We start from the raw sequence: 18,452 nt of genomic DNA on the forward strand, positions 1-18,452 counted from the left end.
GGATGTCGCGCAGATCAGCGACATCACCAAGGTGATCTCCCCGGACACCTTCGAGCGCCCCATCTACGCCGGCAACGCCATTGCCACCGTGCAGAGCAGCGACGCTACCAAGGTCATCACCGTGCGTACCACGGGGTTTGACCCGGCAGCGGCATCCGGTGGCAGCGCAGCGACGGAAACCGCAGCAGCGACCACCGACACCGGCAAGAGCGTGTTTGTGGGCAGCGAGATCGCCAAGAGCGACCGCCCCGAGCTGACCGCTGCCAAGATCATCGTCTCCGGTGGCCGGGCCCTCGGCAGCAAGGAAAAGTTCGACGAAGTGATGACCCCGCTGGCCGACAAGCTCGGTGCCGCCCTGGGCGCCAGCCGCGCGGCGGTGGATGCGGGTTATGCACCGAACGACTGGCAAGTGGGCCAGACGGGCAAGATCGTGGCGCCGCAGCTGTACATCGCGGCCGGGATCTCCGGGGCCATCCAGCATTTGGCGGGCATGAAGGACTCCAAGGTGATCGTGGCGATCAACAAGGATGCGGAGGCGCCGATCTTCAGTGTGGCGGACTATGGGCTGGAGGCGGATCTGTTTACCGCTGTGCCGGAGCTGGTCAAGGCCTTGTAAACATGTGTTCTGAGGCTGCGTTCCCTGCGGCCCAGGCACTGAAAGGCATCGCTCGCGGTGCCTTTTTTTTGAGAATTTTTCGCTATCTCGGAGACATCCATGAGTTACACCGCCCCCGTCAAGGACATGCTGTTCGACATCGAGCACCTGGCCAACATTGAACAGATCGCACAGATTCCCGGCTTCGAAGACGCGGGCCTCGATACGGCTCAGGCCGTGCTCGAAGAGTGCGCCAAGTTCAACGAGGGCGTGCTGGCTCCGCTGAACTTCGAGGGTGACAAGAACCCTTCGAGCTGGAAAGACGGCGTGGTCACCACCACCCCGGGCTTCAAGGACGCCTTTCGCCAGTACGGCGAAGGCGGCTGGCAGGGCCTGCAGCACCCGGCCGACTTCGGCGGCCAGGGACTGCCCAAGACCATCGGCGCCGCCTGCATCGAGATGTGCAACAGCGCCAACATGAGCTTTGCGCTGTGCCCGCTGCTGACCGATGGCGCCATCGAGGCGCTGCTCACGGCCGGCAGCGACGAGCTCAAGGCCACCTACCTCGAGAAGCTGGTGACCGGCGATTGGACCGGCACCATGAACCTCACCGAGCCCCAGGCCGGCTCCGACCTCGCCCTGGTGCGCACGCGCGCCGAGCCCCAGCCGGACGGCAGCTACAAGGTCTTCGGCACCAAGATCTACATCACCTATGGCGAGCACGACATGGCCGCCAACATCGTGCACCTGGTGCTGGCCCGCGTGCAGGGTGCGCCCGAGGGCGTCAAGGGCATCAGCCTGTTCGTCGTGCCCAAATTCATGGTCAATGCCGACGGCAGCCTAGGCGCGCGCAACGATGCGCATTGCGTGAGCATCGAGCACAAGTTGGGCATCAAGGCCAGCCCCACGGCCGTGCTGCAGTTCGGCGACCACGGCGGTGCCGTGGGCTACCTCGTGGGCCAGGAGAACCGTGGCCTCGAATACATGTTCATCATGATGAACGCAGCGCGCTATGCCGTGGGCGTGCAGGGCATCGCGATTGCCGAGCGCGCCTACCAAAAGGCCGTGGGGTATGCGAAGGACCGCGTGCAAAGCCGCCCCGTGGACGGCTCCATTGCCGCCAGCGCGCCCATCATCCACCACCCTGACGTGCGCCGCATGCTCATGACCATGCGCGCCTACACCGAGGGCTGCCGTGCCATGGCCACGGTGGCTGCTGCCGCCTACGACGCTGCGCACCACCACCCCGATGCCGATGCGCGCAAGCAGAATGCCGCGTTCTACGAATTCATGGTGCCGCTGGTCAAGGGCTACAGCACCGAGATGAGCCTGGAAGTCACCAGCCTGGGTGTGCAGGTGCACGGCGGCATGGGCTTCATCGAGGAAACCGGCGCCGCGCAGTACTACCGCGACGCCAAGATCCTCACCATCTACGAAGGTACCACGGCTATTCAGGCCAACGACCTCGTGGGCCGCAAGACCGCGCGCGATGGCGGCCAGACCGCCAAGGGCATCGCCGCGCAGATCGAGAAGACCGAGGCCGAGCTGCTGGCCAACGGCACCCCCGCCGCCAAGGCCGTGGCGCGCCGCCTGGCAGCCGCACGCCAGGCCTTCCTCGACGTGGTGGATTTCGTCGCCGGTGGCACCAAGACCTCGCCCAACGCCGTGTTCGCCGGCAGCGTGCCCTACCTCATGCTGGCGGGCAACCTGGTGGCCGGCTGGCAACTGGCGCGCAGCCTGCTGGCGGCCCACGACCTGTTGCACAAGGGACAGGATGCCGCCTTCATGCAGGCAAAAATCACCACGGCGCAGTTCTATGCCGAGCACATCCTGGTCAAGGCGCCGGGCCTGCGCGACAGCATCGTCGAAGGTGCCGGCAGCGTGACGGAGCTGGCGCTCGACTCCTTCTGAGCGCACGGGGGAGACAAGCCGGGCCGGCGCGCTGTGCGCGTGGGTCCTGCGCCCCGCAAGAATTTGATCCATTCATCCATCCTTCAACCCGGAACGAACCCGCCATGTCCAACTTGCCACCCGCATTGCAGAACCTCTCGCTGCCCGTCATCGGCTCGCCGCTGTTCATCATCAGCAACCCCAAGCTCGTGATCGAGCAGTGCAAGGCCGGCGTGGTGGGGTCCATGCCGTCGCTCAACGCGCGCCCCGCCGAGCTGCTTGATGAATGGCTGGCCGAGATCACCGAGACGCTGGCGGCCTACAACCAGGCCAACCCCGACAAGCCGGCCGCGCCCTTTGCCATCAACCAGATCGTGCACAAGAGCAATGACCGGCTGGAGCACGACATGCAGGTCTGCGCCAAGTACAAGGTGCCGATCATCATCACCAGCCTGGGCGCGCGCGAGGACGTGAACCAGGCCGTGCATGCCTGGGGCGGCATCGTGCTGCACGACATCATCAACAACAAGTTCGCGCACAAGGCCATCGAGAAGGGTGCCGACGGCCTGATCGCCGTGGCCGCCGGTGCCGGCGGCCATGCGGGCGTGAAGAGCCCGTTCGCCCTGATCCAGGAGATCCGCCAGTGGTTCGATGGCCCCATCGCGCTCAGCGGCGCCATTGCCAGCGGCGATGCGGTACTGGCCGCTCAGGCCATGGGCGCTGATTTTGGCTACATCGGCTCGGCCTTCATCGCCACGCACGAGGCGCGCGCCAGCGACGAGTACAAGCAGGCCATCGTGGCCGGCAGCTCCGACGACATCGTCTACAGCAACCTCTTCACCGGCGTGCATGGCAACTACCTGGCACCCTCGATCCGCGCCGCCGGCATGGACCCCGACAACCTGCCCGAGTCGGACCCGAGCAAGATGAACTTCGGCGGCGACGCCAAGAAGGCCTGGAAGGACATCTGGGGCTGTGGCCAGGGCATCGGCGCCATCGACGCCGTGACCAGCACCGCCGAACTCGTGGCGCGCCTGCGCAGCGAGTACCAGGCCGCCCGCGCTCGCCTGGCGCTCTGAACCGTGGCTGGCTTCCCCGCAGGCTGCGGTGGAAGGGCTAACCCCTAGAGCATGGCCCATGGGCCTGCAGATAATGATGATAAATAACCAAAATGGGCTGCGGTGCAGAGGGCCTGGTTGATCATCGTTGGCAAGCTGGGGGGTGACATGCTTCGGATACTTGTGTTGCTGGCTGCGCTGGGCGCGGCCAGTGCGGGCCATGCCCGCAATGAGGGCGTAACGCCGGACGAGATACGGCTGGGTGCCTCGGTCGTGCTCTCGGGCCCGCTGGGGCCCCAGACCGCGCAGTACGGCGAGGGGTCGCGGCTGCTGTTCGATGCCGTCAATGCCCAGGGCGGCGTGCATGGCCGCATGATCCGCTACACCACGCTTGACGATGCCTTCGACGCGCAAAAGGCGGTGGAGAACACGCGCAAGCTGCTCGAGACCGACAAGGTCTTCATGGTCTACAACAGCACCGGCACCGCGCAGACGGCCGCCATCCTGCCGCTGATCCAGGAGCACCGCACCCTGCTGTTCGGCCCCGTCACGGGCGCCTCGGTGTTCCGCGAGAACTTCAACCCCCATGTGTTCCACGTGCGCGCAGGCTATGCCAGCGAGGCGCAGAAGATCGTCTCGCAGCTGCGCCAGCAGGGCATGGACCGGGTGGCCGTGTTCTACCAGGACGACGGCCTGGGCAAGACGCTGCTGGCCGAACTCAAGAAGGCCTCTGCGCAGGAAAAGCTCCCCTTCGTGGCCGAGATCAAGGTCGACCCGAAGCAGCCCGATTTTGCCGCCGCCGGCCAGGCCACCGAAAAGGCCCAGCCGCAGGCCGTGATCGTGGCCACGGCGGGCACCACCTTCACCAACTACATCAAGGGCGTGCAGTCCACTGCGGCACGGCCGACGTACTACGGCTTTTCGGTGGCCAGCATGGACGTGATCCAGCGCGAGCTCAAGGAGAAGGCGCGCGGCATCATCCTCGCCCAGATCATGCCCTCGCTGCGCAGCACCACCGTGCCGGTGGTGGCCGAGTACCTGGCGTTGCTGCGTGCCAAATCCCCTGGCGCGCAGCCCTCGGCCTCGCAGTTCGAGGGCTTCGTGCATGCACGCCTGCTGGTCGAGGGCCTGCGCCGCGCCGGGCGCAACCTGAGCACCGAATCCTTCACCCGCGCCATGGAAGAGGCCGGCGAGATCTCGTTCGGTCGCTTCAACGTGAAGTACTCGCCCAAGAACCACAACGGCTCGACCTATGTGGAGCTGGCTATCGTGGATGCCGAGGGCAGCCTGAGGTACTGAAGTTAAACACCCCCTGAGTCGCTTCGCGCCTTCACCCCTCTCTCGACTCGTTGCGCGAGTCGGGAGGGGGACGCCCCCAGTGCGGCGGGGCGGCCCTTGCACGGGGGCACTTGCCTTGGCCGCGCCAGTTTCATGCGTCGTGGGTGGCGCACAGCGCAATGGATAACTGATACGGATTTGCCTGCAACCAGCTAGCGTCGTTGGGTCGCCTTGCCGTGCTACAGCACTGTCTGCGGCTCCCGCCTAGTTCTAGGATTGAATGCAAATCCGTAGGAAGCGAACGGCTTGAGGCTTCGGAATTCGCGGCAACGGACATGCCGCTGGAATGCGCGACAGCGCAACTTCTGTAACAAGCGACAATAGGCGGTTGCCCGCACTGGCGGGAGTGTCATTCAGCCGACCGTTCCATTCACCCATGTCTTCCGCCACTTCCCGCACCCCTCTGATCGACATGGTCAAGGGGCTGGCCTGCGCCGCCATCGTCTGCCACCACCTGGCCTTCTACGGTCCGATGTCCGACATCGCCGCGCCGCTGGCGCCTTGGCTGATAGCCTGGCTTTACGACTATGGGCGCATGGCGGTGCAGGTGTTCCTGGTGCTGGGTGGCTACCTGGCGGCCGCCAGCCTGGCGCCCCAGGGTGTGGCCCGCTTCGACAGCGCGCTCACGGCGGTCACCAAACGCTTCGTGCGCCTGATCGTGCCCTACGCCGTGGCCCTGCTCCTGGCGGTGCTTGTGGCCGCCCTGGTGCGCTCCTGGATGGACCACCACTCCGTGCCCGACGAGCCCACGCTGGCGCAACTGCTGGCCAACGCGCTGCTGTTGCAGGACATCGTGGGCGAAGACGCGCTCTCGGCCGGCGTCTGGTACGTGGCCATCGACTTCCAGTTGTTCGCTCTCAGCGTGCTGGTCTGGGCCGCCGTACGGGCGCTGCCTGGCGCATGGGCGCGCCGCCATGGGCCCGTGCTGGCCCAGGGCCTGCTGGTGGCGCTCACGGCGGCATCGCTGCTGGTGTTCAATCTCGACAGCGGCCAGGACATGTGGGCCTGGTACTTCTTTGGCGCCTATGGCCTGGGCATGATGGCCTACTGGGCCGCGAAGGCGCCGCGCGCCACCGATTGGCTTGCGCTGATCGTGCTGCTCGGCGGTGCCGCGCTGGCGCTGGAATACCGGGGGCGCATCGCCGTCGCGCTGGTGACCGCCGTGCTGCTGGTGGCTGCCCTGCGCTCGGTGCGCCTGCGCCAGTGGCAGGGCCTGGCGCTGCTGGTGCGGCTGGGCCAGATGTCGTACTCGGTGTTCCTCGTGCACTTTGCCGTGTGCCTGCTGGTGAACGCCGTGGTGGGGCACCTGTTCCCTGAATCTCCCGTGCTCAACGCCCTGGGCATGGCGCTGGCCTTTGCCCTGTCGCTGCTGGCAGGACGCGAACTCTACCAGCGGGTGGAGCGCCACGTGCCCACCTGGTCCGTGGCGCTGCGCTGGCAGGCCGGGTTGGTGGGGGCGGGCATGCTGGTGGCCCTCGGCAGCAACTGGGCGTGATTCGCCGTGGGGCGCCTGGGTACCACCCCGAAGCAGGCTTTGGGTTGCCTGCGGGCCGTCAGACAGGCGGCCGGTCCTCACGCCGCTTGCGCTGCTTGTCCAGGAACCAGGCCATGAAGGGCAGCAGCAGCATCGAGCCGGGAATCACCCAGATGAACAGGTAGGGGCTGACCGACGAGGCCGAGCGCATCACGTCGCGCAACTGCTCCCGCTCCTCGGCGGTCCAGTTGCCCTGGCGGCGCTGCTTCATCAGCCAGGCCACCGATCCCTTCATGGTGGCCATCTCGCGCTTCAAGCGGCTCTTCTCGCGGATGTTGCCGGCCAAAAAGGAGCAGAACCATTCGGGGGCCCGCTCCATGCGCTGCTGGAAGGCGGTGGTGGAGTCCGGGTCGAACTCAGGCGCAGCCGCCAGCGCCGTCGCCGGGGCGTTCGGTTCGTCGGGCGGGTGCGGGGGCGCGGTCATGGGCCCCGATTGTCGCAGCAGGGCATGACAACGCAACATCTGTTGCAATTTGCAGCGGATGAGCAACTGTGCCTGGCAGAGGCATCAGCGGTGCAGCTCGCCCGCAGCCTCGGGCTGGTGCAGGATCGCCTTCACCCGCACCGTCATCGGCTTGCCGCCCGGGCCCGGCCACACCAGCGCATCGCCCACCGCCAGGCCCAACAGCGCGCTGCCCACGGGCGCGAAAATCGACAGGCGGTCCGCGCTGCCGTCCATGTCGCGCGGGTAGACCAGCGTCAGGCAGAACTCCTTGCCCGTCTCCTCGATGGCGAATTGCACCGTGGAGTTCATCGTCACCACATGCGGCGGGATGTCCTCGGGCGCCACCACGTCGGCGCGGTCGATCTCGGCCTGCAGATCGGCCTTGCCGGGGAAGACGCTGGCCGGAATGGCGGCCAGCAGGGCTTCGATGCGGTCGACGTCCAGGGACGACAGGATGATCTGGGGCTTGCGCGCCATGGGGTACCTCGCAGGGTGTGGTTGCAAAGGGCGGGACTATAGGCCGGCAGGCCCGGTTTGCCGGCAATCTCGCACTGCGCCGTGCGGGCATTGGCGGGGGCGGTGCGTGGCCGCACCACCACCGCCGAAGATCAGTCGCCGGTGATATTGCGCGCCTTGATCAACGCACCGAAGCGCTTGCTGTCGCTCATGGCCCGGTCGTGGAACTCCTTGGGCGCCATGGGCGCGGGCTCGCCGCCCAGCGCGGCGATGCGCTCCTGAACGGGGGCCGTGGCCAGGATCTTGTTGATCTCGCGGTTGAGTTTCGTCACCACCTCGGCGGGCGTGCCCGCAGGCGCATAGAAGCCGAACAAGGTGTCGGCGTCAAAGCCCTTGAGCCCCACCTCGTCCAGCGTGGGCACATCGGGAAACAGCGGCGAGCGCTTGGCGCTGCCCACGGCCAACAGCCTGAGCTTGTTGGCCTTCACATGCTGCAGGCCGATGCCCGGGTCGAACATGAAATCCACCTGCCCGCCCAGCAGGTCCTGCATGGCAGGCGCCGCGCCGCGGTACGGCACATGCACGGCGAACACGTTGGCCTGGCTCTTGAGCATCTCGGCCGCCAGGTGGGGCGAGCTGCCATTGCCCGGCGTGCCGAAGCTCACCTTGCCAGGGTTGGCCTTGAGGTAGGCCAGGAACTCCTGCACGGTGTTCACCGGCAGCGTGGGCCGCACCTCCAGGAACACCAGCACGCGCGCCGCGGCGGCCACGGGCACCAGGTCCTTCACCGGGTCGAACGGCATCTTGGGGTAGATGTGCGGGTTCACCGAAACCATGCCGCCCGAGCTCATGAGCAGCGTGTAGCCGTCGGCCGGCGACTTGGCCACCGCTTCGCCGCCGATGTTGCCGCCCGCGCCGCCCCGGTTTTCCACCACCACCGGCTGGCCCAGCGCCGCCTGCAGCGGCACCGTCACGGCGCGCGCGATCTGGTCGGCCGCGCCGCCCGCCGGGAAGTTCACCACCACCTTGATGGGCTTGGCGGGATAGGCCTGGGCCCGTGCGCCCGCGGGCAGCAGGGCGGCGCCTGCAAGCGCCGCCAGGGCGAGGGCGCCAGCCAGGCGGCGGCGAAGGAAGGGATGCTGGGATGCGTTCTGGTGCGTCATGGTCATGTCTCCTTAAACGGGGGTGCCCGGTCATCCGGGTCTGTTGGGTTGGCTTGCTGCGATAACGAGAGGGGGCTTGCTCAGGCCACATCCACCTCCACCAGCATGGCCCGGGGATGCGCCAGCGTTTCGCGCAGCACCTGGTGCAGTTGCGCCGGGTCACTCACCTGCACCGCATCGCAGCCCTGGCCGCGCGCCAGCGCCAGGAAGTCGAGGTCCGGCAGGTCCGTGCCTTCGAGCTTGTCCTCGGGCCCGAAGCCGAAGGTCGGCGCAAACTCCTGCAGCGCCGCATAGCGCCGGTTCTTCAGGATGATGAAGGTGATGGGCAGGCGCAGTTGCGCCGCGCTCCACAGCGCCTGGATGGAGTACATCGCCGAGCCATCGCCCAGCAGGCCGATGACCTTGCTGCCCGGCTTTGCCAGGGCCACGCCCACGGCGGCCGGCATGGCATAGCCCAGCCCACCGCTGCACATGGTGTAGAAGGTTTCGCTGTGCAGGATGGGCAGGTAGGCATGCATGGCGGCGCGCGAGCTGGGCGCCTCTTCCACCACGATGGAATGTGCGTCGCGCACCTCGGCCAGGGTCTGCATCACGTACTGCACGCTCATCAGCGCCGAGGGTTCGGCACGCGGGCGCGCTGCACGCAGCGGTGGTGCGGTGCGCGAGGACAGTGTGGGCGGAGCAGGGCGTGCCAGCAGGTCTTGCACGCCCAGGCGCACCCCGCCCACGGCCGAGGTGCCCTCGGGCGTCCAGGCCGCCGTGCCGGGGTCCTCGATCAGCTGCACCAGTTGCGCACCGGGCGGCACATGCGGGCCGTGGCCCTCCACGTGGTAGGTGAAGGCGGCTGCGCCCAGCGCAAACACCAGGTCGTGCCCGCCCAGCAGCGCCACGATCTTCTCGCGCATGGCCGGCAGCACGCCCATGAACAGTCGATGGTCCTGCGGAAAGCCGCAGCGCCCCGACATGGGGGCGATCCACACCGCAGCGTTGTGCCGCTCGGCCAGCGCCAGCACATCGTCCCAGGCGCCATCGCGGTCCACTGCCGCACCGACCACGAACACCGGGCGCTGCGCCGCATCGAGCGCGTCGCCGATGGCGCCCAGCACGCGCGGCTCGGGCCGGGTCTCGGTGCTCACGGTGCGCGCCGCCAGCGGCTCGCAGGGCTTGTCCCAATCGTCCGCAGGGATGGACACCAGCACCGGCCCGCGCGGCTGCTGCATGGCGATGTAGTAGGCGCGGGCAATGGCCAGCGGCACGTCTTCGGCGCGCGCAGGCTCGATGCTCCACTTCACGTAGGGCTTGGGCAGCTCCGTGGCCTGGCCCGAGAACAGGAAGGGGTCGAACGGCAGTATGGAGCGCGCCTGCTGCCCGGCCGTGATCACCATCGGCGTGCGGTTCTTGTGCGCCGTGAAGATATTGCCCATGGCATGGCCCACGCCGGCCGCCGAGTGCAAGTTCACGAAGGCCGCGTTGTGCGTGGCCTGGGCATAGCCGTCGGCCATGCCCACCACCACCGCCTCCTGCAGGCCCAGGATGTAGCGGAAGTCCTTGGGGAAGTCGAGGAACAGCGGCAGCTCGGTCGAGCCCGGGTTGCCGAAGATGGTGTTGATCTGAAAGCCGCGCAGCAGGTCGAGCACCACCTCGCGCACGGTAGGGCGCAGGTCGGTGGTGGTGGCAGCGGCGGTGCCGACAGGGCGGGAGTCAAGGGCCTGGAGCATGGGCGGGGCAATGCGGGTGGAAAGGTCTGATCTTCGGCCTCCGCCGCACATCCATCAATACAATGAAGTGACTAAGCAGTATTAGCCCAATGCATATCAAAGACATTGACCTCAACCTGCTGCGCCTGTTCGACGCGGTCTACCGCACACGCAGCGTCAGCCGCGCCGCCGAGCTCATGGACCTGACGCAGCCCGCAGCCAGCCAGGCGCTCACGCGGCTGCGCCTGCTGATCAAGGACCCGCTCTTCGTGCGCGCCGGCGGTGGCGTGCAGCCCACAGCCAAGGCCGACCGCCTGGCCGACGCCGTGCGCAGCGCCCTGGGCACGCTCGAAGAAGCGCTCAACGAATCCGCGCTGTTCGACCCCCTGCAGTCGCGCAAGGTGTTCCGCATCCACATGAGCGACATCGGCGAGGGCCGTTTTTTGCCCGACCTCATGCTCGCGCTGCGCCAGCAGGCGCCCGGCGTGCGGCTCGAAACCCTGCCTGTGCCGGGCGAGCAGATCGCCCCCCTGCTCGACAGCGGCCGCATCGACTTCGCCTTCGGCTTTTTGCCCGCGGTGAAGGACACGCAGCGCGTGCAGTTGCTCAATGACCGCTACATCGTGCTGCTGCGCGAGGGCCACCCCTTCGCCAAACGCCGGCGCAACGCCACGGCATTGCTCGACGACCTGCGCCAGCTCGAATTCGTCGCCGTGCGCTCGCACTCGGACACGCTGCGCATCCTGGCCCTGCTGCAGCTCGAAGACCGTCTTCGCCTGACCACCGAGCACTTCATGGTGCTGCCCTCCATCGTGCGTGGTACGGATCTCGCCGTGGTCATGCCGCGCAACATCGCACGCGGCTTTGCCGCAGCCGGCGGCTACACCGTCATCGAGCCCGCGCTGCCGCTGCGCGACTTCACCGTGTCGCTGCACTGGAGCAAGCGCTTCGAGGCCGACCCGGGCAACCAGTGGCTGCGCGGGGTGATCGAGGGGCTGTTCAAGGAGTAGCCCCGCCAAGGCGGGCGTTAGACTGGCATGCGAATTCGGAGTACATGGTGACGACAACCCTTCCCCCACGAACCTTCGGCCTGGCCGCCCACCGCCTGCACCGCTCCACGGCAGACGGCGGCTTGGCCCAATGGGCCGCCGCGTCGCACACAGCCCTGCAGGAGCTGCAACTGGGCATCGCCGCCGTCGGCGGCTGCGCCGACGCCATCGAGCAACACGCCCTGGCCAACCACTTTCCCCACCTCATGCGCCTGCCCTATGGGCGCGAGGGCGGGGTGATGCGCGTGGTATCGCGCATTGCGGGGGGCGTGCACCCCGAGCAGGAACTGGCCGGCGCCATCTACCTGCTGGACCCGCTCGATCCCTCGTCCCTGTACCCCGAAGCGCAGGCCCTCAAGCGCCAGTGCATCTCGCACGGCAAGCCGCTGCTGCTCACGGTGGCCGCTGCCATCGAATGGGTGGCGGTGGAGGCCGCGCTGCAGGCCGGGGTCTCGCTGCGCGAGCGCCCGCCGGCCATGGTGCCTTCCATCGACAAGCAATCCGTCGCACTGATCGCCCACGATGCCTTGAAGTCGGCGATGGTGGACTTTGCCTTTCGCCACTTCGACCTGCTCTCGCAGACGCAGGAGCGCTTTGCCACCGGCACCACCGGCGGCCGACTCAACGAGATGGCCTGGTCCCGCGGCTGGCCGCGCGATCTGCCGTGGGTGCAGCCCCTGCGCAGCGGCCCGCTGGGCGGCGATGCGCAGATCGCCGAGCTGGTGCTGGACCAGCGCTGCGACAAGGTGCTGTTCTTCGAGGATGTGCATGTGGCGCGCCAGCACGAGGCGGACATCCAGTTGCTGGAGCGTGCCGTCTGCACCAAGAGCTTCGAGGCCGCCTGCTACCACACGCCCGCCATGGCCGATGCCTGGGCAAGGGCCTGGGCATAGAACGAGAGGGCTCTGCGCCAGCGGCGCGGGATGTGTAAGCGGCAAGACACGCCATCGGCAATCGGGTACGATGACTGTGTAAAAACACAGTATTCAACGACGCTTCCTTGAAGCCCACCCGGTTCCCCCTCCATGCCCACCCCGCCCCGACCACCCGACGACAACGCCCCCCAGGTGATGCAGGAGGTGCGCATCCCCCTGCAGGCGGTGCGCGGCCGGGGCGCCGGCACGGCCCTGGCCCACCGCTTCGTGCGCGACACGCGCGAGGTGGTGGACGACGGTTGGGAGGCCTATGTGGAAGAGGGCGATGAACAACCCGCCCCGCTCGCCACCCGCGTGCACCTCGAGACGGCCAAGAGCGCCATCTGCGCCAACGACTCGCCGGACATCTTCTTCGAGCTCTCGGTCAACCCCTACCGGGGCTGCGAGCATGGCTGTGTGTACTGCTACGCCCGCCCCACGCACAGCTACCTCAATATGTCGCCGGGGCTTGATTTCGAAACCCAGATCATCGCCAAGCACAACATCGCCGCACTGCTGCGCGATGAGCTGGGCCGGGCCAGCCACGTGCCGCGCCTCATCAACATCGGCTCGGCCACCGACTGCTACCAGCCGGTGGAGCGCGAGCTCAAGCTCACGCGCAGCCTGATCGAGGTGCTGCGCGACATGCGCCACCCGTTCTCGCTGATCACCAAGTCCGCCGGGGTGGAGCGCGACCTCGACCTGCTCGCCCCGCTGGCCGCGCAGCGCCTGACCGCCGTGTACGTCACCATCACCACGCTCGACGCCGCCCTGGCGCGCCGCATGGAGCCGCGCGCCGCAGCACCCCACCGGCGCCTGCGCACCATCCGCACGCTAGCCGAGGCAGGCATCCCCGTGGGCGTGAGCGTGGCCCCGCAGATCCCCTTCATCACCGAAGACATGGAGCAGGTGCTGCAGGCCGCGCGCGAGGCCGGTGCAAGGAGCGCCTTCTACACCGTGCTGCGCCTGCCGTGGGAGCTGGACCCGCTGTTTCGCCAGTGGCTGGAGCTGCACTACCCCCAGCGCGCGGCGCGCGTCATGGCCCGCGTGCAGGACCTGCACCACCTCGACCCCGCGCAGCGCGCCGCGGGCAAGGCCTACAACAGCGACTTCGCCACACGCATGAAGGGCTCGGGCCTCTGGGCCGACCTGCTGCGCCAGCGCTTTGCCGCCACCTGCCGCAAGCTGGGGCTCAACCGCGAGCGCATCGAACTCGACCTCACGCAGTACCGCCCGGCGTTCGCGCGCAACCAGGGCTGCCTGTTCTGATACCGATTTGCCTTCAAACGTATGACGTCGTTGGGTCACCCTGCCGCGCCGGGTGCATGGCGAGCATTTGTAACGACGCATGGCAGGGATTGTCGGTACATTTATTCAACGAATTTCCCACTCAGGACACTAGCAGCCCGCTCAATCACTCTATGGTCAAGGCTCGGCCAGCTTCTGCACCGAACAACTCAAACACCATGCCGCGTAGCCATTGATTCACCGGCTCGCGGTGCACCTTGGCATGCCAGAACACACTGATCGGAGCATCGGGCAACTTGACCGGGTGCGTGCGCAATGTCAGCCCGAAGGGCTCGATCAGCCTGAGCGCCAGGAGCTCAGGCACCGTCGCCACCAGCGCCGTGCTCTGCAGGATGTGGCCCACACTCACAAAGTGCGGCACGCTCAGCCGCACGAGGCGGTCGATACCTGCCTTTTGGATCAACTCGTCGACTTTTCCGTGCCCCGTGCCCGCTGACACGATCACCAGGTGCTCCGCCGCCTTGTAGTCGGCGAGCAGCAGCTTTGGCCGGTCCAGCTTGTGCCCCTTGCGAAACAGGCATACATATCGCTGACTGAACAGCCGCCTCTGGAAAAACCCGGCCTTCAGATGCGGCAGCAGGCCGATAGCCAGGTCCACTTTGCCGGACTCCATGTCATCGCGCAAATTGATCGCGCTGTTGCGCACGGTGTTGAGCGTCACCCCGGGCGCCTCCCGGCCCAAGCGCTCCAGCAGCGCTGGCAGGAAGACGATTTCTCCGATATCCGTCATACCGATGGTGATGGTGCGCTTCAACGTGGCTGGCGTGAACTGTGTGCGCTGGTTCAGTCCACTGTGGATCATGCCAAGCGCGTACCCGACCGGCTCGCTGAGTTGCTCTGCAAAGGGCGTGGGCACCATGCCACCTGACGTGCGCAGGAACAACTCGTCGTCGAAGATTCGTCGCAACTTGGCCAACGCATTGCTGACTGCAGGCTGCGTAAGCCCCATGTTGTCGGCCACCTTGGACACGCGCCGCTCGACCATGATTTGCTGAAACAAGACCAGCAGGTTCAGATCGATGTCAGATAGCTCCATCGCCACTCCATCAGTGCAGGTGATATGAATCAGCAATGGTATTGCAGCCGCTGATTCTTGGGCACAATTGCCTGAATGATCTCGAAGCCAGCCCGCCATGGACATCCTTGTTCAGCCGCTTAACCGCGTGATCCGGGCCGTACCGGGCGTGAATCTGCTTGATGCTCTGCGCGCCGCGCAGGTTCCCATGTCCTACTCCTGCCTCTCGGGCCGCTGCGGCATCTGCCGCTGCCGGGTACTCGATGGTGAGGTGCTCGATGGCGGGCGCGAGCACCAGCGCCCGCTGGACGGGATGGACGGCTCCGTACTGGCCTGCCAGACCTATGTGACTGAAGCCTGCACCATCGAGGTACCAGCGCCTGACGAGGCCGTGGTGCACCGGGCGCGCGTGGCCAAGGGCTCAGTCGTGGCAATCGAGCCGTTGGCTGTGGACATCCGGCGCCTGCTGGTTAAGGTCGCAAAGCCTATCGCGTTTTCACCGGGCCAGTACGCGCAGATCGCTTTCACGCCGGCACATGTGCGGCCGTACTCCATGGCCAGCGTGCCGGGTGACGAACTGCTGGAGTTCCACGTACAGCTGATGCCAAAGGGCCGGGTCAGTGGCTACATCGCTGGTCAACTCAAGGTAGGGGATGCGGTCAAGGTCAGCGGTCCGCTGGGCGCGGCCTATCTGCGCCAGCAACACACGGGGCCCATGCTGTGCGTGGCGGGGGGCACGGGGTTGGCGCCGGTGCTTTCGGTCGTGCGCGGTGCCGTGGCCGCAGGCATGCGCAACCCCATCCACCTGTACTTCGGGCTGCGCTCGCCGCGCGAGCTGTATGGCCTGGCATGGCTGGACCAGCTTCGCAGCGTGCACCCAGCGTTGCAGGTGCATGTGGTGGTGGCCTCGGGGGCAGACCCCGCGACCCAGCGGCGCGGACTGGTGACCCAGGCCATCGAACAGGACCACCCCGGCCTGCGTGGCTGGAATGCCTATCTGTGCGGCTCACCGCCGATGGTGGAGACCACCACGTTGGTGGCGCTGGGCAAGGGCATGGAGGTGGCCCAGATCCACGCCGATGCCTTTTACATGCAGGGCGACTGAAGCTCAGCTGGCGTCCGGCTGCACGCCAGGTGCAGCCTTGCGGAACGCCTCAAGCTGACCGCAAGCGGCGTCCACTGCCTGGACCAGAGGCCAACGCGCCATGTCAACCTTGAAGCGGCGGGCACTCTCCACCTGCGCAACCAAATAGACATCGGCCAGTGTCGGGCTGCTGCCAAAGCAGAAGTCACTACGCCGCCGATCGCTTGCAAGGAGTGCCTCGATGGCGTCGAATCCCGCGCCGATCCAGGTGCCGCACCAGTCGTTGATTGCAGCCTCGTCCGCGCCGAAACGGTGGCGCAATGCTTCCAGGATGCGCCGATTGTTGACCGGGTGGATGTCGCAGCCCACGATGGCAGCGAGTGCGCGCACCTGTGCTCGCTCGCCGACATCGCCCGGCAGCAGCGGCGGATTCGGATGGCGCTCTTCGAGCCATTCGATGATCGCCGGCGACTGGGTCATCAAGCGGTCGTCCGTATCAAGCACTGGAACTAGCTGCTGTGGGTTGATCGCCTTGAAGGCTTGGGCGAGATGCTCCTCGCGCCGCAGGTCGACCGCGACCTGCTCGTACGCAAGGCCCTTCAGGTTCAGCGCGATGCGCAGGCGGTGCGAGGTTCCACTGCGGAAGAATGAATAGAGCTTCATGGTCAGTCCAGAGCAATTTTTGCGCGCTTCACGACATCACCGAACGTGCGCGAATCGCGTTCGATGGCCTTGGTGAGCTCGCTTGGCGGGCCAACGTAGGGCTCGAAGCCGAATGTCGCCAGACGTTCCTTGACCTCGGTTGTCGCGAGCACCTTGCCCACATCGGCATTGATCTTCTCGATGGCCGCCTTCGGCGTACCTGCGGGTGCGAACAAGCCAACCCAGGTCTTCACTTCGAACCCAGCCGGTCCGCCCGCTTCGCCGACGGTCGGGATATCGGTGAAGCCCGCGAGACGCTTGGGGGCAGCAAGTGCCAGGAACTTCACCTTCTTGGCCTGGTACATCGGCCCTGCGGTCGCTGCCGTGCCAAACGCCCACTTGATGTCACCGGTAGCCACGGAGGTATATACATTCCCCATGTCCTTGTAGGGAACGTGCATCATCTTCGTATCGGTCGCAGCTTCGAGCATCGCCGCGCCGACATGGGCCACGCTGCCGATGCCCCATGATCCGTAGGTGATGTCACCGGGCGCCGCTTTGGCCGCCTTGATCAGGTCGCCCACATCCTTCCAGGGCGAATTGGCAGCCACGACAACGAAGAAGTTGGTGAAGTACACCGGCGCGACAGGCTCGAAGTCTTTCGCCGGGTCATAAGGCAGTTGCTTGAACACATGCGGCTGCAAGGCCATGTGCGTGTTGTCCACCTGCAGCAAGGTGTAGCCGTCAGGCGCCGCACGCTTGGCGTCGCTGATGGCGATGAAGCCGTTGGCGCCCGGCTTGTTGTCGATGACGAGTTGTTGGCCCCAATTGCGCGAAAGCCTTTCGCTGAGGATGCGCATCACCGCATCGGGACCGCTGCCTGGCGAATACGGTGCCACTGACCGAACCGGCTTTGCGGGGAATGTCTGCGCCACTGCGCTGGGCATGCTCGCAGCGCCTAGGAGGGCCAGGGCGCAAAGTGCAACGGCAGGACGGGAAATCAGTGTACGGACTACTGTGAACATGGTTATGTCTCTATTGAATTGGGGCAGGACGCGGCCTGTTCAGCGGTGGCTGAATGGGTGTGGTTGGGCATGAATACGCATGGGCGCTGCGGGCCACCGGTTCAGCCGGTGACTTCAGCACGGTGGGCGTGCAGCGCCTCGAAGATCGGCGCGTCGCAGAAACGGAAAAGGTCCAGCGCGCCAGAGGCAGAGGCCTGGGCCGAGAACGGCTGCCACGACGGCACAACGAACAAATCGCCGCGCGCCACTTGCCAGGTGCGCTCCCCCACGGTCACAGTGCCACTGCCGTCGAACACCTGGAACACGGACGAGCCAACTTCGCGATGCACCAGCGTCGAACCGCCCGCGCGCACGCGGTGCATCTCGGTGCGCATGGTCGGCAGCACGTCGCCGCCGGTTGACGGGTTCGTAAAGCGCACAGCGGCATGCCCCGGGCTCAGCGTGCCGGCTTGGCCTTCAGCCTCCAGCGCCAGCTGATCGGCCAGCGCGCGGTCGGTGTCCACCCAGCGGTAGGCCAGGAGCGGTGTGACGGGCTGTGCTCCCATCTTTGAGACCGGACGCAGACCTGGGTGGCCCCACAGCCTTTCGGAGTACGAGCGCTCAGCCGTGGTGCGCTCGGCGGGGGAGATCCGCTCGCGCCCAACTTCGAAGAACTGGCTCTCGGTGTAGTACGAAAACGGAATGTCGAGGCCGTCGATCCAGGCCATGGGCTCGGTAGCAGCATTGTGGTGGGCGTGCCAGTTCCACCCGGCCTGCGGCAGGAAGTCGCCACGCGACATGCGCACAGCATCGCCATTGACCACCGTCCAGACACCCTCGCCTTCCACCACGAAGCGAAAGGCGTGCTGCGTATGCCGATGCTCGGGTGCGTCTTCGCCCGGCATCAGGTACTGAATGGCCGCCCAAAGCGTCGGCGTGGCAAACGGACGACCGCCCAGCGCCGGGTTGGCCAGCGCAATGGCACGGCGTTCGCCGCCGCGGCCCACGGGCACAATCTCGCCGGCCTGTGCGGCCAATGCTTTCAACCGGTCCCAGCGCCACAAGTGCGGCACAGCCTTGGACTGGGGTTGCCGCGGCATCAGGTCTCCGATCTCGGTCCACAGCGGCACCAGCAGTTCCTGCTCGAAGCCTCGGTAGAGTTCCTCCAGCGCAGGCGTTGGGTCGGGTTGTCCGCGTCCTGCGACGGCATGCAGCCGTACCGGGGAAGGCGTCAGGTCGGTGGTCATGGTGGGTTTGTCT

17 protein-coding genes are annotated in these 18,452 nt (G+C 66.6%); 9 read left to right on the forward strand and 8 right to left on the reverse strand.

The genetic code is table 11. The features are described from left to right. The 5 genes from QYL93_RS24565 to QYL93_RS24585 form a co-directional block, all read left to right on the forward strand. Nucleotides 1-616 (forward strand): electron transfer flavoprotein subunit alpha/FixB family protein (locus QYL93_RS24565; RefSeq protein WP_305744066.1); only part of this gene is annotated, 616 nt, incomplete at its 5' end. Between the two features lie 99 nt (nucleotides 617-715). Next, a complete protein-coding gene (locus tag QYL93_RS24570) occupies nucleotides 716-2,506 on the forward strand; it encodes an acyl-CoA dehydrogenase (protein ID WP_305746120.1) in 1,791 nt (596 codons plus the stop codon). Between the two features lie 104 nt (nucleotides 2,507-2,610). Next, complete coding sequence (locus QYL93_RS24575) at nucleotides 2,611-3,564, forward strand: nitronate monooxygenase family protein (RefSeq protein WP_305746121.1); 954 nt, start codon at nucleotides 2,611-2,613, stop codon at nucleotides 3,562-3,564. A 147-nt stretch (nucleotides 3,565-3,711) separates the two neighbouring features. Further along, the gene (locus QYL93_RS24580; RefSeq protein WP_305746122.1) at nucleotides 3,712-4,842 is read left to right on the forward strand and encodes an ABC transporter substrate-binding protein; all 1,131 of its coding nucleotides are present in this window, start codon (nucleotides 3,712-3,714) and stop codon (nucleotides 4,840-4,842) included. A gap of 415 nt (nucleotides 4,843-5,257) precedes the next feature. After that, nucleotides 5,258-6,376, forward strand: a complete 1,119-nt coding sequence (locus QYL93_RS24585; protein ID WP_305746123.1) for an acyltransferase — start codon at nucleotides 5,258-5,260, stop codon at nucleotides 6,374-6,376. A gap of 58 nt (nucleotides 6,377-6,434) precedes the next feature. Here QYL93_RS24585 and QYL93_RS24590 read toward each other — a convergent pair whose 3' ends face one another. The 4 genes from QYL93_RS24590 to mdlC all read right to left on the reverse strand — a co-directional run bounded on the left by QYL93_RS24590 (nucleotide 6,435) and on the right by mdlC (nucleotide 10,197). Further along, nucleotides 6,435-6,839 carry a hypothetical protein gene (locus QYL93_RS24590; RefSeq protein WP_305746124.1) on the reverse strand — a complete coding sequence of 135 codons (405 nt, stop codon included), beginning with the start codon at nucleotides 6,837-6,839 and terminating at the stop codon, nucleotides 6,435-6,437. A gap of 84 nt (nucleotides 6,840-6,923) precedes the next feature. Further along, nucleotides 6,924-7,337, reverse strand: a complete 414-nt coding sequence (gene rnk / locus QYL93_RS24595; RefSeq protein WP_305746125.1) for a nucleoside diphosphate kinase regulator — start codon at nucleotides 7,335-7,337, stop codon at nucleotides 6,924-6,926. 131 nt (nucleotides 7,338-7,468) lie between these two features. After that, the gene (locus tag QYL93_RS24600) at nucleotides 7,469-8,479 is read right to left on the reverse strand and encodes a tripartite tricarboxylate transporter substrate binding protein (RefSeq protein WP_305746126.1); all 1,011 of its coding nucleotides are present in this window, start codon (nucleotides 8,477-8,479) and stop codon (nucleotides 7,469-7,471) included. 80 nt (nucleotides 8,480-8,559) lie between these two features. Beyond that, nucleotides 8,560-10,197, reverse strand: coding sequence for a benzoylformate decarboxylase (gene mdlC, locus QYL93_RS24605; protein ID WP_305746127.1), 1,638 nt, complete (start codon nucleotides 10,195-10,197; stop codon nucleotides 8,560-8,562). 89 nt (nucleotides 10,198-10,286) lie between these two features. Between mdlC and QYL93_RS24610 the strand changes: the two genes are divergently transcribed. From QYL93_RS24610 to QYL93_RS24620, 3 genes are all read left to right on the forward strand, one after another. Then, the gene (locus QYL93_RS24610; RefSeq protein WP_305746128.1) at nucleotides 10,287-11,186 is read left to right on the forward strand and encodes a LysR family transcriptional regulator; all 900 of its coding nucleotides are present in this window, start codon (nucleotides 10,287-10,289) and stop codon (nucleotides 11,184-11,186) included. A 44-nt stretch (nucleotides 11,187-11,230) separates the two neighbouring features. Beyond that, nucleotides 11,231-12,118, forward strand: a complete 888-nt coding sequence (locus tag QYL93_RS24615; protein ID WP_305746129.1) for a methylglyoxal synthase — start codon at nucleotides 11,231-11,233, stop codon at nucleotides 12,116-12,118. A 177-nt stretch (nucleotides 12,119-12,295) separates the two neighbouring features. Then, nucleotides 12,296-13,408 carry a PA0069 family radical SAM protein gene (locus QYL93_RS24620; protein WP_305746226.1) on the forward strand — a complete coding sequence of 371 codons (1,113 nt, stop codon included), beginning with the start codon at nucleotides 12,296-12,298 and terminating at the stop codon, nucleotides 13,406-13,408. 145 nt (nucleotides 13,409-13,553) lie between these two features. Here the strand turns inward: QYL93_RS24620 and QYL93_RS24625 are convergent, their stop codons facing one another. Continuing rightward, entirely contained in the window at nucleotides 13,554-14,483 is a 930-nt protein-coding gene (locus QYL93_RS24625) for a LysR family transcriptional regulator (RefSeq protein ID WP_305746130.1), read from the reverse strand. A gap of 97 nt (nucleotides 14,484-14,580) precedes the next feature. Between QYL93_RS24625 and QYL93_RS24630 the strand changes: the two genes are divergently transcribed. Continuing rightward, nucleotides 14,581-15,567, forward strand: a complete 987-nt coding sequence (locus QYL93_RS24630; RefSeq protein ID WP_305746131.1) for a 2Fe-2S iron-sulfur cluster-binding protein — start codon at nucleotides 14,581-14,583, stop codon at nucleotides 15,565-15,567. 3 nt (nucleotides 15,568-15,570) lie between these two features. Here QYL93_RS24630 and maiA read toward each other — a convergent pair whose 3' ends face one another. The 3 genes from maiA to QYL93_RS24645 all read right to left on the reverse strand — a co-directional run bounded on the left by maiA (nucleotide 15,571) and on the right by QYL93_RS24645 (nucleotide 18,439). After that, the gene (gene maiA / locus QYL93_RS24635; RefSeq protein WP_305746132.1) at nucleotides 15,571-16,209 is read right to left on the reverse strand and encodes a maleylacetoacetate isomerase; all 639 of its coding nucleotides are present in this window, start codon (nucleotides 16,207-16,209) and stop codon (nucleotides 15,571-15,573) included. Between the two features lie 2 nt (nucleotides 16,210-16,211). Further along, the gene (locus QYL93_RS24640; RefSeq protein WP_305746133.1) at nucleotides 16,212-17,135 is read right to left on the reverse strand and encodes a tripartite tricarboxylate transporter substrate binding protein; all 924 of its coding nucleotides are present in this window, start codon (nucleotides 17,133-17,135) and stop codon (nucleotides 16,212-16,214) included. Nucleotides 17,136-17,314: 179 nt separating this feature from the next. Further along, entirely contained in the window at nucleotides 17,315-18,439 is a 1,125-nt protein-coding gene (locus tag QYL93_RS24645) for a cupin domain-containing protein (RefSeq protein ID WP_305746134.1), read from the reverse strand. Nucleotides 18,440-18,452 lie beyond the last annotated feature (13 nt).

This window comes from Acidovorax sp. A1169 (assembly GCF_030704685.1).
Lineage (GTDB): Bacteria > Pseudomonadota > Gammaproteobacteria > Burkholderiales > Burkholderiaceae_C > Acidovorax.